We start from the raw sequence: 15,395 nt of genomic DNA on the forward strand, positions 1-15,395 counted from the left end.
GTCCCCGCGGAGGCCTTGCCTCGGACAACCGGGAAATTGGATGCATCGATGCAATCAGGGGTTGAACAGCTGGGTGACATTCCCTCCTAGCCGATAGGTCTCCAGGGGTTCCAGGGATCGCCGCCAGGCGTCGGTCTCGGCCGAGCAGCGATAAAGTGTGCAATAGGGCTCCAGCCAGGCGAACTTGCCGTCCTCCTGCAAATCTTCCAGCTCCTGCGGGTAGCCGGTCCGGGCCTGGAAAAGGCGCGGGTTGTGCACGCCCGTTTCGACCCGCCGGGCGAGTCGCTGCAAGGCACCGCCGTTGTCGCCACGCAGGTCTACTCCATTGGCCTGGGCGAATGCCGAGATCATCATCAGCGGCCCCAGGCTGTAGTTGTGGTAGGCCAGTGCCCGGGTGTGCCGGGACAGTTCCAGCGGCAGGTAGCCCTCGACGTCGACCTGCTCCACACCATGGCGGTACTGCTCGATCGCCCAGTCGAACAGGTCCTGGCGGTCGAGCACCACGGCACTTGCCATCACCGCCCAGGCGGCCCAGTACTGGTGGTTGTTACGTCGCTCGCGCGGTTGCTCGTTCCAATCCTGCACCACTTGGTCGGCGAGCCGGGCGAACCACTGCTCGATGGCGCGCGTTTCGGCCTCATGCCCACGCAAGGGTGCGGACCGGGAGAACTGCAGCCGCAGATAGGCGGAGGACAGACTTCCCAGCGCCCATTTGCGCACCGACTTGCCGGTGTGGTTGTAGTTTCGGCTGAGCAGCGCGTCGGTTTCGGCCCATGTGTTCAACCAGGCCAGGGCGCAGTCGGCGTACTCCTGACGACCGTCCTCCAGATACTTGCCGACCAGTTTGTTCACGCCGCTTTCCAGCGCACGCACCTCGCCGGTCAGCCGCTTGTAGCGCGCCGCGGCCTGCGGGTTCAGCTTGTCCCTGGCCGAGTCCGAGCCTTCGTACTTGCTCGGAAACTGCAAGTCTCCCGTGTAGGGCCCGGGTGCCCCGGCGCAGGCCGGCTTCTTTCCCGTAGGGGGCGGCGCGGCCAGGTAGAAGCCGCTGGGCGGCACCAGGCGGGCACCCGCGTTGTCTTCCAGGGGCTTGCTGCAGCCGGCGACCAACAGCAGGCCCAGGCCGGTCAGCGCCATCCGCGTACAGATCAGGCTGGGTTTCATAGCCATTCCTCAGTTGGTCGCGACCGGACGCTTGACCCAGGCCGGTGACAGCTTGTCGGCGGAACCGGTGACGAACAGGCTGACCACTTCGCCGCGCTCCAGCACCAGCGGGTCGAGGTCACGAATCTTGCGGTCGCCGGCGTACAGCGTCAGGCGCACCTTGACCGGGTTGATCTCGCGCTCGCCTCGGGCGTTGGCCGATACCGGGTGGATGACCTCGGTACGACCGTCGGCGGTTTTGATCGACAGGGCGGTGTCGGAAAGATTCTGCAGGCGCAGCAGCGACTTCTGGTGATTCTTGAACGGCGGCTCCTCCACCAGCTCCAGCTTCCCACTCGGCATCTGCACCAGTGTGTAGTAGCGCTCGGCGTCGAGCTTCACCGCCAGGCTCTTGCCGTCCGCGTTGGCGGTGTAGCTGCCGGCCGGCAAAAAGGCGAAATCGCTGCTGCTCTTGGCGCCCAGGTCGTTGATGCGGACAGGGCCGAGGTTGGCGTCAAAACTGCTGCTTGCGGCGTTGAAGCCGCGCACGAAGGCCGAGCCGTTCGGTGCCGCCGGACCGTAGAGCGCCGCTTCGTCAGCCATTGCCCACGGGGCGGACAGGCCAAGCAGCAGGCTGCCCAGGCGCAGGGTGTAGGGCATCGAGGAAAAAAGGGACATACAGATTCTCCTAAGGTTGCAGGATGGGCTCAGGGCCGGTGGCGGTTTGCAGCGCTGCGCGGTCGGCCGCTTTCTCGTCGTTGCGCAGCCGGGCGAGCCAGGCCGCGTCGAGCTTGGACAGGTCGCTGGGTAGCATCAGATAGCGCTCGGGAAACTCCCAGATCACCAGGCGCAGCCCGGCGAGCTCTTTATCCCCCTGCTGCAGCAGGTTCAGCATGGGCACCAGCGGGCCCCTGCCCTCCTCGGCGTAATTGAGCAGATCGCTGCCCAGGGCCTGTTTCAGGGCACCGGCGAAGTTCCAGTTCGCGTTGGCGCTGTAGCTGGTCCCGACCAGGGCGATCGCCGGTTGGGCATCGACGAACAGCGCATCCTCGGCGCTCTCCTCCTGCCCCTCGGCGGCCCGGGTCAGGCGCAAGCGCAGCTGCTCGGCCGGTAGCTGCAGGTCGGCGAAGTACGGCTCCAAGGGCAGGAAACTCAGCAGGTCACCTTTGTGCTCCCGGCTGTCGACAGCCTCGGTGACGAAGGTCTGGTCGCCATGCTGCCAGATACCCTGCAGCGCCAGATGCTCCGCCAGGCTCCTGGCCGCGACTTCGGCGCCGAAGGGAGTCCAGTGGGTATCGGTGCGCAGGAACACCGGTTCCTGCGCCTTCGCCTGCCGCAGGGCAGGCAACAGATCCGGCCCATTCACCCCGGTTTGGCGCATCATCTCGTGGGCCTTTGGGTATAGGTGCTGCTGGGCCAGCGCGGGGCGATCGTCGTTCAGATGCTCCGGATAGAGACGGGCCTTGGCTGGCAAGAGCGCCAGCACCAACGTCACCCCGCGACGCTCGAGTTCCACCCGTACCGCGTTCACCAACCGCCAGTTGTCCTGCAACTGATCGGGTTGGGTCGCAGGCTTGAACTCCTCGTCCGAGAAGAGCCAGCCGTCCTGGCCGATGACCACGCCCTGGCGGCCTTCACCGAACAGCGTGTAGCTCGCCAGCGCCCAGAGGTTGGTGCCCAGTTGCTTGACCGGGAATTCGGCGTCGTAGTGCTTCTCGAAGGCCTGCGTCAGTTTGCCGTCCAGCACGCTGGTTTCGCTGGCTGCGGAAAAGCCGAATACCGCGCGCAGCGACCACAGGCACAACGCCAGCAACAAACTGCAGAAAAGCAGGCTGTAAAGCAGGTTCAAGGTTCTGTTCATCGTCGGTTCCCCTCAGAACTGGAAATACAGGAAGGGCGAGAAGCTTTGCGCCGAGAGCTTCAACACCGAAACGGTGAACAGCAGCAGCACGGCAGTGTGGAAGGCCACCGCACCGATCCGCAGACGCGCCACGGCGGCGCTGCCGTTGGCGTTGATGGCGATGCCGTCGTGGTCTTCACGGACGCTGGCTTTGGGTGCGCCGGCCAGCGGCTGGGCGTGGAACTGGCGGATGCCGAAGATGGCCAGCACGACATAGGCCAGCACCAGGGTGGCGATCTGCAAGCTGGTGAGCTGGGCGCGGAAGAGTTCGGAGAGCTGCCAGTCGGCGAAGCTGAACATGGCCGCGTACATGCGCCAGGCCACGTCGAGGTTCTCGGCGCGGAAGATCACCCAGCCGATCACCACCAGCAGGAAGGTGAAGGCCCACTTCAGCGGGTAGAGCACCCGTGGCGCGGCGTCCACGCCCAGGGCGCGCTCAATGGCCAGCCAGGCGCCGTGCCAGGCGCCCCAGAGGATGTAGGTGAAGTTGGCGCCGTGCCACAGGCCGCCCAACAGCATGGTCAGGAACAGGTTGCGGTAGGTCTGGAAGGTGGTGCCGCGGTTGCCGCCCAGGCTGATGTACAGGTAGTCGCGCAGCCAGGTGGAGAGGCTGATGTGCCAGCGTCGCCAGAACTCGGTAATCGACTGGCTGATGTACGGCTGGTTGAAGTTCTCGATGAAGCGGAAGCCCATCATCAGGCCGAGGCCGATGGCCATGTCGCTGTAGCCGGAGAAGTCAAAGTACAGCTGCGCAGTGTAGGCCAGGGCGCCAAGCCAGGCGTCGCCCATGCTGGGGTCGGAAAGCGCAAAGCAGTGGTCGGCGATGGGCGCGATGCTGTCAGCAATGAAGACCTTCTTGATGAAGCCTTGCATGAAGCGCGTACAGCCTTCGGCGAACTTGTCCACCGTGTGGGTACGGTGGTTGAACTGGTCCACCAGGTCGCGAAAACGCAGTACCGGGCCGGCAATCAGGTGCGGGAAGATCGCCACAAAGGCTGCGAAGTCCACCAGGTTACGGGTGGCCGGGGTGTCGCCGCGGTAGACGTCGATGATGTAGCTGATGGACTCGAAGATGTAGAACGAGATCCCGATCGGCAGCAGGATGTGCGTGAGCACGAAGGGCTCCATGCCGAATGAGGTAATGATGGCATTGAGGCTGTCGACGCCGAAATTGGCGTACTTGAAATAGCCGAGGACGCAGAGGTCCACCGCCACGCCGACGAGCAGCCATTTCTGCGCTGTTTTCGTGCGCACCCCGGCCGCGCCGATGCGCAGGCCGATCCAGTAGTTGAACACGGTGACCACCGCGAACAGCGCCAGAAAGTCGATGCGCCACCAGGCATAGAAGATGTAGCTAGCGACCAGCAATAGCAGGTTTCGATAGCGCGTCCCGACCAGGTAGTACAAGCCGAGGAAAATCGGCAGGAACAGGAACAGGAACACGTTGGAAGAAAAGACCACGCCCTCAATCTCCGTTTGAATGATCATCGTTGCCCTGAGGAGCCCATGCGCCGGACACAACCCGGCGCAAGGCGCCCTCGGGTCAATTGGCCTTGGCTTGCATCACGGTTTCAGGTTTATCCGCCCTGCGGCAGATCTTCGCTTCGACCTGCAGCCCCTGGGGCATGTCTGCCGGCATGTCGATTTCAAGGGAGAGCAGCGTCTGCCCCGCCCACTCGGCGTCCTCACGCAAGCGGAAAACAAAGCGACCGTTCGGCTCCACTTCCCGTGTCCGACTGATCAACAGGTTTTCCCTGGAGCCGGTCATGTACCAGATGGTGCTGCGCAACTCATTGATCACGGGTTTGCTGAACTGGATCTCGACGACGGAGTCCTCACTGCGGATCGGCTTGACCCCAGTGTTGACCAACACCTCGTTCTTGCCTGGCCGCAGGGCCATCTTCTGGCCTAGGGTCGCCGCTACGTCCCGGCAACCGTTATCCAACAGGGGCATGACCTGGCGGTAGAACGTCGCCATGGCCAGGTCGTAATAGCTGTTGACCTCCCAGATCAGCACCTTCGGCGGTTTGTCCTGGAAGTCCTGGCTGCCGAGGTACTGCAGCATGGCACTGTGGAAGCCACCGCCTGTCACCGAGCGGTTGTCGACGTCGATGCGGGCGTACTGCTTGAGGAAACCGTCGAAGTTGTACTGCGCGGAACTGAAACTGGTGCCAACCAGCACCACATCGGGCGCTTCGGTATCGCCAAACAGCTCGGCGCTCTCTTCCTTGGGCTCGGTCACTGCGCGGGTGAAATACTCGTTGGCGTAACCATTGCCACAGATTTTGCCGAATGCCTGGTTAAGGGAGCCGACCTTGTACAGGTTACCTTCCGTGCGCGTGGCAAACTCCTTGCGCGCAATCCCCTTGAAGACGTCCGATTTACTCAATTCAGCGGCCAGCAATTGCGCGGCCAGCTCAGCACCTTGCGGTGTCCAGTGGTTGTCGCGCTTGAAGAAGAATTTGCTGCGCACCTCGGCCGGATGGGCCAGCAGCGAGGAGAGGTCCGGCACACGTATGCCCAGGCCGCGAAGATGTTCGATGGTCGCCAGGTAATTCTTGCGCGACAGTTCGGCATTGAAGTTGCTGCGGTCCTGGGGGCGAAGCATTTCGGTGACGAGCAGGCCACGGGGTGGCAGGTAGACCATCACCAGCTCCACGCCCCTGGCTTTGAGCGCATCACGCAGATCCTGTAGCAGCTTGAATCCCTCGGGCGTGGTCCCGATGTTGGTCATGAAGTCGATCTTGCTGCGGAACAGCCAGTCCTCCTGCCCCTGCACCAGTTGGCGGAAATCGCCCAGATCACCGGGGTAGCTGCTGTCCTGCAGCGCCTGCGGGCAGATCTGACAGCAGCGCTCGATCGCGTATTCCGGCGCCTCGGCGGCCAGGCTCAGGGAGCTGGCGAAAAGCGTCGCAATCGCTGCAGACATCCGCCAGGCTTGGGCGAAGCGGCTCATTGAACACCCTTTCATTGTTTGTCACTCACTTGAAGTTGAGCCAACTTGTCGAGCGGCAGCACTTGCACGGCCCGCTTCTGTCGTACCAGCAGGTCGATGATTCGGCTCTGCTCCTTGGCCAGTGCACCGAATATGCCGATGCCGCTGGGCTGGCTCGGCATCAGCATTTCCACCCCGTAGAGCTTCACGCTCTGCGGTGACACCACGGAGATGGCGCCCGACTCGTTACCGATCAGGCGACCGCCAACCACGGTCAGGGAGAGGTTCATGTCGAAGGGGTCGAGCGTCAGGTCGCGGGGCGTGTCGGTGAGGTCCTTGATGTGCCCGTAGATGCCGAGCAGGCCGTTGGCCACCGCGAGGTTTTCATAGAGCCCGACATTGGCGCTGTTGCGCACGCGTATGCCGTGCCGCGAGTTGTTGAACGCCCGGTTGCCCCACAGCAGGTTATCGCCACTCTCATAGATGGTGATGCCATCGGAGCCGTTGCGATAAACCTCGTTGTTGGCCACCACGTTGTTGACGCTGCTACGGTCGACCACGATCCCGGAGAGGGTGTTCTCATAGGAGCGGTTGTTGAAGATCCAGCTGTCGTTCACCTCGCGGGACACAATGATGCCGTGCTTCTCCCGGGTGCCATAGGCGGTATTCTCGGCAATGATCAAGCGCCGCGAGCGGTCGTGCGGGTCGATACCGTAGACCAGGTTGTTGCGATAGGTATTGCCCTTGAGTACCACGTCATAGGCTTCGTAGCAGTAGAAGCCGTACCACATGTCGTCGAACATCGAGTCAATCAGCCAGCCGCTGGGATGTTCGCGCTGCATGATCGGGTGCATCGCCGGGCTGTACTGGGAGATGGATACGCCATAGGACTTGCTCGCGGTGTAGCCAAGACTCGATACCACCGAGTTGACGATGTAGGTCTCGGTACCGCCCCAGGCGTTGAGGAAGGGGCGGAACTTACCCTTCTTCTTGAACCAGTCCTGCTGGTTCCCCTCCTCGCTCCAGGCGGTAAGGCGGGTATCCATGATGAACAGCTTGCCGTCGTTGATCAGGAACGCGCCGCGCTCGCTGGAGAGGCGCAAGTCACGGGTTTCCACGCCGATGTGCAGGGTCGCGCCCCGGCTGACGACGATCGGCAGGCGAGCGATATAGATACCCGGCTCGGTCTCTTCAAAATATTTCTTCGGCAGGCTACGCGCCAGATCCGTCAACGTGACATAGCCACCCTCGATGAAAATCGCCTGGGGCATTTCACCCTGGCGTTTCACCCACTCACGCAGGCGCTCGTCACCACCGGTGAACTCCACCAATTGGTCCACGCCGATCATGCGCTTGAGCACCACGCTGCCGGTGGGCTTGCTCACGATCCGGGCCTTGGCCGCCTCGGCCGTATAGGGCGACAGATCGGGCAGCTTCGGCGGCGCGATCAGCAGCGGCTCGGCTGGAATGCTCGACACCTGGTAAGCGGGTGCAGCGGCGTCCCCGGCCAGCGCCACGGTCGCCCACGCGAGGCTACCCGCGAGGAGCAGGCCGGCGGTCCAGCGCTGCCTGTTTCTTGTGTGTGAATACATAGCGTCCAACTCCATGGTCAGCTCGGCAGGCGGCACTCAGTAACGCCAGACAAAATCAACGACTGCGCGGTGCATGCTCGAATCCGTGCCTTTGCCGAAGGCATCGCCCGGAAAGAAAAGCCCGCCACGAAAGCGCACCAACGCGGAGGATGCCCTCAGCCACTCCAACCCGGCCGGAATCTGCCCGCGGTTCAGGTAGCGCGTCACCACCAGGTCGACTTCCTGGCCGATATCCTTCTCGCCGGGCACCAACTGGGCCTTCAGGCCGCTGCTGCTGTCGGCCTGGTCATCCACCCGCCAGAAGCGGTGGTAGACCAGGCTGGCGTCGTAGTCCTCGCCCAACTGCCAGCCGGTGAACACGCTGGCCGCCTGCAGGTTGTTCAGCTCGCCGCGATAGGCTTCGCCGAAACGGTTGATGCCACTCCCGGTGCCGGTGAATTTGGCGCGGTTGCTCTCCAGCCCGGTCTGCCTGAACTGCTCGGAGTCGTCGCCGTCGGAGCCGCCGCTGGTACGCGCATAGGTGGCGCCGACGCGCCAGTTCTGGTCGATGTTCCAGCGCAGCCCAAGGTCGACCGCCCAGGCGTCGAGGTCCTGGCTCAGCTGGCCGTCGGCCTGGCGCTGGCCGGCTACGGTGCTGGTGCGCAGGGTGTCGATATTGCCGGTCAGCCACGTGGCGGCGACCCAGTAGCTGAGCGGCAGGTTGCTGCGCTCGTTGTAGAAATCCCCATTGAGTTCAGCCCCTAGCCAGGTGAGTTCGCCGGTTGTGGTCTTGCTCAACTGATCCACTGCAGCACCCTGCCCGGGCAGGTTGCCGCGATCATCGCTGTGATGGAGCTTCAGCCCGGCCCAGTGACCCGGCTGCCACTGCCAGGACAGGTCGGCGAGCAGGTGCAAGCGATCCTCGTCCTCGGGCGCCAGCTCATCCAGGTCAGTGCGGTAGTCACTGAAACGTTCGGCAATGCCGATGTGGGCACTGAGCAGGGTTGTCTCGAAGTTCCAGCGCAAGGCTTCGATATTGCTGTCCCACCACAGGCCGTCAGCACTGCGGATCTTCTGCCGACCGAGGCGCAGGGACTCCCCCGGGTAAGCGGTCAGGCCACCATAGTCGACCCAGAACTCGTGCAGGGCGAGGAACTTGTCCTCCCGATCGCGGGCGTCGTTGGGGTCGAAGGTGTCGGATTCGCTGGTATCCGACTCGATGGTGTCGCTGGCAAGGAACGCCTCGCCGAGCGCGAAGGCGCTCCAGTCGCCCTGCCGCGTGAAGATCCAGGGCCGCACGCTGAGGCCGGCGCCATTGAAGTCGCCACCGTCGCGGGTACCCAGATCGAGGTCCTCGATCGACTGCGCGGTGAACTTGAGATTGGCGCCATAAGACAAGCCGGGCTGAGGTTGCGCCCCAAGGGTGACGGAGCTGGCCAGCAATCCGGCCATGCAGGCCAGCGTGGTGGCGGGACGGTATTTCAAAGTCATAGCACTTCCTGCGCTTGATCAGCTTGATTCCTGGCGGTGACCTGCTGGCCACCGCGCGCCTCGATTTCACGGGCCAGCAGGCTCTCGATCTGCTGGTAGTCCTGCGCCTGCAGCCTCGGCGCCAGGCGCTCCATCAGGACCTGCCCCTGGGCCATGCCCTGGCGCGAGGCGAGCTTGGCGAAGGTGTAGCTGTAGACGGGGTTGATCCGCACGCCCTTGCCCTCGCCAAATAGCTGGGCCAGCGCAATGTTGGCGCTCGGGTCGCCGGCACGGGCGGCAATCAGCAGATGCTCCAGTGCCTTTTCCGGCTCGATGTCGCCCAGCGCGCCATCCCGGTACAGCCGGCCCAATAGCAGGTGCGCCTTGGTGTGGCTGGACGCGGCCTGCAGCAGGTACTGCTCTGCCGCCCGCGGATCGGCCGGTACGGCCTGGCCCTTGAGGTACAGCTGCCCGAGCATCAGCGCGGCGCGGCTGGAACCGGCGTCCATGCCCTTGTTCAGGTATCCGGTGAGTACGTTCGCATCCCCCTGGTCGGGGAAGCGCAAGACCAGCTCGGCCAAACCGCACCAGGCATCCGGGTAGGCCGGCGCAATACGCGTGTAGAGCGCCTGGGCAGCCTGCGGATCGGCTTCGCCAAGGCTGCTGTCGGCCAGTACCTTGGCAACGCCCTGCACACGTTCAGGCGACACCAGGCCGGCCTGATAGGCGGAATCCAGCCGCGCCAGCAACTGCCGTTGGCTGTTTTTGTCGCCTCGTCGCTGGTAGACCTCGGCCAGTTCGACATAGCACTCACTGGCCTGGTCCAGCCAGCCGGCACAAATGGCTTCGATCTCGTCCAGCTTCTGCTCGTAGTTGCCACGCACACGGTACAGGAGCACCTTGCCGAGCCGGGCTTCACCGATGCCTTGCGCCTGCCATTGCTCCAGCTCGCGCTCCAGCTCGCCGCTGGCAAGCTTTTGCGGATCCTGCAGCTGTACCTGCACCAGCGGCAGCAGTGCGCTGTTGTCGCCGGCCGCCAGGCTCTGGCGCAACAGCTGCTCGGCCTCGAGACGCTCGGCAGGAGTCGTCTGTGGCTTGCTCGCCAGCCATTTACCCAGCCGCGCCGGCGCCGCCGCAGAGCGATCGAGGGCCTGGCGATACAGCGTCTCGCCCTGCATCCGCTGCTCCATCGAAGGGCTGCGTACCAGCAGGTCGGCGAGGCCGATCCGGGCGTCTACATAACCCTGGCTGGCGAGCATGCGGTAGTTCTGTTCCGCGGTCGCGAGGTCACCACTGCCCTTGGCCTGCTTGGCCAGCTGCAGATCGGGCAACGCCACGCAACCGGCCAGCAGGCCGAGGCTGAGCGAGCTCAGCAGCCCGCATGCTAGTCCGGTCCTGTTCATTTTTCAGACGCCAGGCTGTTGTTGACGAAGACGCCGTTCAGCGGGCGAATGCGCACTTCCACCGGGCGCTTGGCCAGATTGCTGGCAAGCGGCTCGTTCGGCTGGATCTGCACACGGATGTCCGAGGCCAGGCCGCCGTCCTGCAGGGCCATGCTGACGATCCGGCCGCCGCGCTCGGTGGCTTCGCCGCCCACCAGGAAGGTCACCGGGGTGCCCGGTTGCAACTGGCTGAACGCACGGTAAGGGAAGCGGGCTTCGACGGTGGCGACGCTGTCCACCGGCGCCAGCAGGAACACCGGGGTGCCCTTGGGCGCCACTTGGCCATCCCCCACCAGCTGGCTGACCACTTTGCAGTCGCAGGGGCTGGTCAGGGTGCCCTGGAAGGTCTTGTTGAACAGGCGCTCCAGGTTGTCCGGGGTCATCTCCGATTCCGGCAGCGCGCCCTTCAGGGCATCCAGCATGTTCGCCGTGAAGGTGGCCACCGGCGCGCCTTTGCTGACAGTGCTGCCGACGGTGACCAGGCTTTGCACGGTGCCTTCACGCGGCATCGCTACCTGCGTGCCGGGCACACTGACCTGGGCCGAGTCGGCATGGGTGACGAAGTAGATGTCGTAGAACTGGTACAGCACATAGGCGAAGGCGCTCAGACCGGCGACGAGGATCACCAGGGTCAAACCCATGGCACGCAGGCGGCCGACCAGGCTGAGTTTTTCACTTCCTTTGCCGCCACGGGCCTTGGTGAAGTTCTCGCGCTGCAGAATGCTGATCAAACCTCCTACGTTGACCAGTTCGCCGCTGACGAAGGAGCTGATCAGGTAGCGCAGCGCCGACACCTCACGCGGACGCAGGTTGTGGAATTCGCAGCCGACGCGCTTGCCGCCGATGATCGAGCGCACCTGGAATTCGACATCCATGGCGAAACCGATGCCCTCCACTTCAAACATCAGCTTGCCGCGATAGAGCTTGCCCTCGATCACCGACTGGCCGCCCTGCTCGAAGCTGAAACCGCCCGCGGAGAGGTCTAACAGCTGGACTTCCTGGACGCCCCCCGGCTGGCCCTGGAACCGGACCTTCGCCGGCAGCTTCAGGCGCGCATACTGACGCTGCGCCTCGGACTCATGCACCACATTGGCATTGCCCACCGGGCTGATCACTGCACTCATAACGTTTCCTTTCTGAATTAGTAAGTTGAACCTGGTTTCAAGGCTTCTTGGGCAATTTCGCCGCTCACACCACAAACATCAGCAAGGCCAGAAAGACGCTGCCCGCCGAGAAGGTCATGGCGCGTGAAGACCAGGTGTTGAACCAGCGCGAGAAGCTGGCCAGGTCGCGATTAAGCTTGGTGTTCTGGCGAGTCCAGGACTGCCGGTCGAGGCGGAAGAACACGTACACCTTCACCAGCGCGCCCATGATCTGGTTGTAATAGAGGATCAGCGGATAGGCCGGCCCCACCTTGTGCCCGGATGCCAGCAGCAACAGCGTCAGCGCCAGGCGGGTAATGCCGATCCACAGCAGGTACAGCATCAGGAAGCCGAAGCCGTACTTGAGGCTGGCGATGATCGCCACGGTGGGCCCCAGCAGGCTGGTCCACATTGATACGCGCTGGTCGGCCAGCACCAGGCAGGTGAACCAGCCCAGGCAATTGGGGCCCAGGGCCAGGGCGCGGGAGTTCTGCCGCAGGTTGTTGCCATACCAACGGAACATCAGCTTGCGGCTGGCCTTGATGAAGCTCTTTTCCGGCGGGTGCTCAACGGTGTTGATGGCCGCGTCCGGCACGTAGAACGTGTCGTAGCCCAGGCGCATCAGGCTGTACCAACTGGACTTGTCGTCGCCCGTGAGGAAGCGGAAGCGTCCGAGGCGCCAGTGCTCCAGGTGGTCGCTCTCGACATCGGCGATGAAGCCGGGGTTGGTCACCACGCTGGCGCGGAACACCGACATCCGCCCGGTCATGGTCAGCACTCGTTTGGAGAGCGCCATGGAGCACATGTTGAGATGGCGCTGGGCGAAACGCAGCTTGTGCCACTCGCTCATGATGTAGCTGCCCCGCACCTCGCAGAACTCGTTGGTGGTCAGGCCACCAACAGAGGGGAAGAGCTTGAACCAGGGCACGGTCTTCTTCACCACGCCTTGCTCCAGTACGGTATCGCCATCGATCACCGCCACCACCGCATCGTCGTCGGGCAAGTGCCGGGAAATGGCGCGGAAGCCATGGGCCAGACCATCGCGCTTGCCGGTACCGGCGATGCGCACGAAATCCAGCCTGACCCGCTCCGGTGGGTTCATCTGTCGCCACAGGCTCTCGATCAGCAGCTCGTCCGATCGCTCTACGATGGAACACACCACGGTGGTCGGGTAGCCGCAGGCAATGGCCTCGCGGAGCACCGATTGGTAGACCTGAGCGGTAGTCAGCGCTTCGATGCGGAAGCTGGTGACCAGCAGGAACACGTGGGACGGGGCCGCTGCCGCACCGAGCTGCCGCACTTTGCGCCGATACCAGGGGAACACCAGATAGAGGAAGATCATCCCCCGCACGAAATGCACGGCGCCCATGGAATAGCGCCAGATGCCAATGACACCCAGCAATAGAATGAAATCGGTGGACGCCGGGTCGAATGTGCTGCGCGGCAGCAGCAATGCCATCCCCATGAGCGTGATTACCAGCAGTAACCACCCTGCGGCGGTGCGCAGGCGACTCTGAAAAACATCCATGTCTTGGACCTGTATGACTTATCAACAACACGGCAACAGGGGCGCCGCGCCTGTTGCCAGGGCGCCCCGCGAGCATCACTCCAGCGGATCTACCAGCAGATGCCCTCGAGTCCGGCACTGCTGGACTGGCGCATGAATCCCACCAGGTCGAAGACCTGCTTGTCGGCGGAAACCCGGTCTACCAGGGGCGTGAAGGCTTCATCGCTGTTGCCCAGGACGATCACGTCGGCATTGGCGACCACTGCGTCGAAATCGGAGCGCAGCAACGACGACACATGGGGAATCTTCGACTCGATGTAGTCGCGGTTGGCACCGTGGACACGGGCGTACTCGACGTTGCGGTCGTAGATGCTGAGGTCGAAGCCTTTGCCGATGAGCATCTCGGCGAGTTCCACCAGCGGGCTTTCACGCAGGTCGTCGGTGCCGGCCTTGAAGGACAGCCCCATCAGCGCGACCTTGCGCTTGTCGTAACTGGCGATGATGTCGAAGGCCTTGCGCACCTGCGCGGCGTTGCTGCGCATCAGCGAGTCGATCATTGGCGACTCGACGTCCAGCTGGCCGGCGCGGTAGCTCAGCGCGCGCACATCCTTGGGCAGGCAGGAGCCGCCGAAGGCGAAGCCCGGGCGCATGTAGTACTTGGACAGGTTGAGCTTGTGATCCTGGCAGATCACCTCCATCACCTCGCGGCCATCGACACCGACCGCCTTGGCGATGTTGCCGATCTCGTTGGCGAAGGTGACCTTGGCCGCGTGCCAGACGTTGCAGGTGTACTTGATCATCTCCGCGACTTCGATGGTCTTGCGGATGATCGGCGCATCCAACTCGCGGTAGATCTCTTCCAGCAAGTCGCCGGAGGTGCTGTCCAGCTCGCCGATCACCGTCATAGCCGGATAGTCGTAGTCATTGATCGCGGTGCTCTCGCGCAGGAACTCGGGGTTCACCGCCACGCCGAAGTCCACACCGGCCTTGAGCCCGGAATACTGCTCCAGGGTCGGAATCACCACCTTGCGCAGGGTGCCCGGCAGCACCGTGCTGCGTACCACTACCGTGTGACGGGTGGTCTTGAGCGGTAGTACCTCGCCGATCTGCCGGCACACCTCTTCGATGTAGGTCACATCGAGGTCGCCGTTGCGCTTGCTCGGCGTCGGCGGTGCGAGGAAGGAAATATCGGTTTCGAGGATGGCCTCACGGGCATCCAGAGTGCCGCGCAGCCTGCCGCTGGCGACCCCTTGCTGCAGCAGCTCGCCCAGACCCGGCTCGACAATAGGCGATTTGCCACTGTTGATCAGATCAATCTTCAGCGCCTGAACATCGACCCCGATGATCTGATGCCCTCTTGCCGACAAACATCCGGCACATACCGCACCGACGTAACCCAGACCAAATATGCTGATTCGCATGCTACGAACGCTCCTTGCAACTTAAGGCCATGGAATGTCTCTATAACATTCCCGTATCCATTGACAGGTCACTTCAACCCAGCACCTGTAATACAGCAGGGTTGCGCTAATTGCGCCGCCCTTGTAATTCAACTTTAACAACTTCAACTTTTCTTCTGAGCACCCACGCAGGCGCCAACTACCGCAATAAATAATAACGGTGTCAGCAGGCACAAGACATACGACAGAAAGAGTGAGTGCAGCACTACCAACGCTACAGCACCCGCCTTCAGGGCCTATGGCTCAAGGGATGAGGCGGACGATTAAACAGCAGCGATGCTCAGCAAGGCAATAGGAAATTCAAAAATTAATAATAAATAAATACCCCGCCCCTATGGCGCCAAAATAACAGCAAGCGTGAAGTTTGATTTAATTCCCACGCGGCATGCCGACTTAATGGCGACAATATAATTACGCCAACAACGATACTGTTGCGCGCCACGTTCTTCGCCACATTACTGGCGCTTAAAGCATGACGGGCAATGCAGTTTCTATGGCGCCGGAAATATGACTTGCGCTGCTGCGTTTATGACGCCGCGCTTTCGTCAACGTTTTATTGCCAAGGCGTTGAAGCGCGCGGCGCGCCGGACGAGACAATCACGCTGCAGGCTGTTTAACGTTGGGCTGCACGAGGGGAGCAGCCAGGCGCATTAGCCGGAGGCGGTGTAATGACAGCAGTCGATGTGAAATCCCGATTCCAGGCAACGCTTCTTCGTCCGGCAAAGCCTGACAGTGAAACGTCGTGGGCGTTCGTCCTCTTGACAAGAGACGCGAGTGAGCAGTTGCCGAGGCGAGGAAGGACGACCATTGAAGAATGGACAACAGGCG

Annotated in this window: 11 protein-coding genes and 1 pseudogene; 1 reads left to right on the forward strand and 11 read right to left on the reverse strand. The window is 62.8% G+C overall.

Annotated features, from left to right (window positions below):
• Nucleotides 1-54 precede the first annotated feature (54 nt).
• From H621_RS0125985 to H621_RS0126035, 11 genes are all read right to left on the reverse strand, one after another.
• Nucleotides 55-1,161 (reverse strand): mannuronate-specific alginate lyase, encoded by a 1,107-nt coding sequence (locus H621_RS0125985; protein WP_028946184.1) that lies wholly within the window; start codon nucleotides 1,159-1,161, stop codon nucleotides 55-57.
• Between the two features lie 9 nt (nucleotides 1,162-1,170).
• On the reverse strand, nucleotides 1,171-1,818 hold the full coding sequence (locus tag H621_RS0125990; RefSeq protein WP_028946185.1) for an alginate O-acetyltransferase AlgF: 648 nt from the start codon (nucleotides 1,816-1,818) through the stop codon (nucleotides 1,171-1,173).
• Between the two features lie 10 nt (nucleotides 1,819-1,828).
• Nucleotides 1,829-3,001: an alginate O-acetyltransferase gene (locus H621_RS0125995; RefSeq protein WP_028946186.1), complete on the reverse strand. Its 1,173-nt coding sequence runs from the start codon at nucleotides 2,999-3,001 to the stop codon at nucleotides 1,829-1,831.
• 12 nt (nucleotides 3,002-3,013) lie between these two features.
• Nucleotides 3,014-4,501, reverse strand: a complete 1,488-nt coding sequence (locus tag H621_RS0126000; protein ID WP_028946187.1) for an MBOAT family O-acyltransferase — start codon at nucleotides 4,499-4,501, stop codon at nucleotides 3,014-3,016.
• 82 nt (nucleotides 4,502-4,583) lie between these two features.
• A complete protein-coding gene (locus tag H621_RS0126005; protein ID WP_028946188.1) occupies nucleotides 4,584-5,996 on the reverse strand; it encodes an alginate O-acetyltransferase in 1,413 nt (470 codons plus the stop codon).
• 11 nt (nucleotides 5,997-6,007) lie between these two features.
• Nucleotides 6,008-7,567, reverse strand: a complete 1,560-nt coding sequence (gene algG, locus H621_RS27600) for a mannuronan 5-epimerase AlgG (protein WP_036990431.1) — start codon at nucleotides 7,565-7,567, stop codon at nucleotides 6,008-6,010.
• Nucleotides 7,568-7,603: 36 nt separating this feature from the next.
• A complete protein-coding gene (locus H621_RS0126015) occupies nucleotides 7,604-9,037 on the reverse strand; it encodes an alginate export family protein (RefSeq protein WP_028946189.1) in 1,434 nt (477 codons plus the stop codon).
• Complete coding sequence (locus H621_RS27605; protein WP_051270741.1) at nucleotides 9,034-10,419, reverse strand: tetratricopeptide repeat protein; 1,386 nt, start codon at nucleotides 10,417-10,419, stop codon at nucleotides 9,034-9,036. The genes H621_RS0126015 and H621_RS27605 overlap by 4 nt, the downstream gene beginning before the upstream one ends.
• Complete coding sequence (locus H621_RS0126025; RefSeq protein ID WP_280643283.1) at nucleotides 10,416-11,582, reverse strand: alginate biosynthesis protein Alg44; 1,167 nt, start codon at nucleotides 11,580-11,582, stop codon at nucleotides 10,416-10,418. The genes H621_RS27605 and H621_RS0126025 overlap by 4 nt, the downstream gene beginning before the upstream one ends.
• Nucleotides 11,583-11,646: 64 nt before the next feature.
• On the reverse strand, nucleotides 11,647-13,128 hold the full coding sequence (locus tag H621_RS0126030; RefSeq protein ID WP_028946191.1) for a glycosyltransferase family 2 protein: 1,482 nt from the start codon (nucleotides 13,126-13,128) through the stop codon (nucleotides 11,647-11,649).
• A gap of 89 nt (nucleotides 13,129-13,217) precedes the next feature.
• Entirely contained in the window at nucleotides 13,218-14,528 is a 1,311-nt protein-coding gene (locus H621_RS0126035) for a nucleotide sugar dehydrogenase (protein WP_028946192.1), read from the reverse strand.
• A 707-nt stretch (nucleotides 14,529-15,235) separates the two neighbouring features.
• Between H621_RS0126035 and H621_RS29365 the strand changes: the two are divergent.
• A pseudogene (locus H621_RS29365) lies at nucleotides 15,236-15,394 on the forward strand (YdeI/OmpD-associated family protein); the annotation flags it as partial.
• Between the last annotated feature and the right edge of the window lies 1 nt (nucleotide 15,395).

Source organism: Pseudomonas vranovensis DSM 16006 (assembly GCF_000425805.1).
In the GTDB taxonomy this organism is placed as follows: Bacteria; Pseudomonadota; Gammaproteobacteria; order Pseudomonadales; family Pseudomonadaceae; genus Aquipseudomonas; species Aquipseudomonas vranovensis.

Coding starts and splice junctions, on each gene's coding strand:
- algG (WP_036990431.1), bottom strand. CDS start 7,567: ATGTATTCACACACAAGAAACAGGCAGCGCTGGACCGCCGGCCTGCTC.
- H621_RS0126025 (WP_280643283.1), bottom strand. CDS start 11,582: ATGAGTGCAGTGATCAGCCCGGTGGGCAATGCCAATGTGGTGCATGAG.
- H621_RS27605 (WP_051270741.1), bottom strand. CDS start 10,419: ATGAACAGGACCGGACTAGCATGCGGGCTGCTGAGCTCGCTCAGCCTC.
- H621_RS0126005 (WP_028946188.1), bottom strand. CDS start 5,996: ATGAGCCGCTTCGCCCAAGCCTGGCGGATGTCTGCAGCGATTGCGACG.
- H621_RS0125985 (WP_028946184.1), bottom strand. CDS start 1,161: ATGAAACCCAGCCTGATCTGTACGCGGATGGCGCTGACCGGCCTGGGC.
- H621_RS0125995 (WP_028946186.1), bottom strand. CDS start 3,001: ATGAACAGAACCTTGAACCTGCTTTACAGCCTGCTTTTCTGCAGTTTG.
- H621_RS0125990 (WP_028946185.1), bottom strand. CDS start 1,818: ATGTCCCTTTTTTCCTCGATGCCCTACACCCTGCGCCTGGGCAGCCTG.
- H621_RS0126035 (WP_028946192.1), bottom strand. CDS start 14,528: ATGCGAATCAGCATATTTGGTCTGGGTTACGTCGGTGCGGTATGTGCC.
- H621_RS0126030 (WP_028946191.1), bottom strand. CDS start 13,128: ATGGATGTTTTTCAGAGTCGCCTGCGCACCGCCGCAGGGTGGTTACTG.
- H621_RS0126015 (WP_028946189.1), bottom strand. CDS start 9,037: ATGACTTTGAAATACCGTCCCGCCACCACGCTGGCCTGCATGGCCGGA.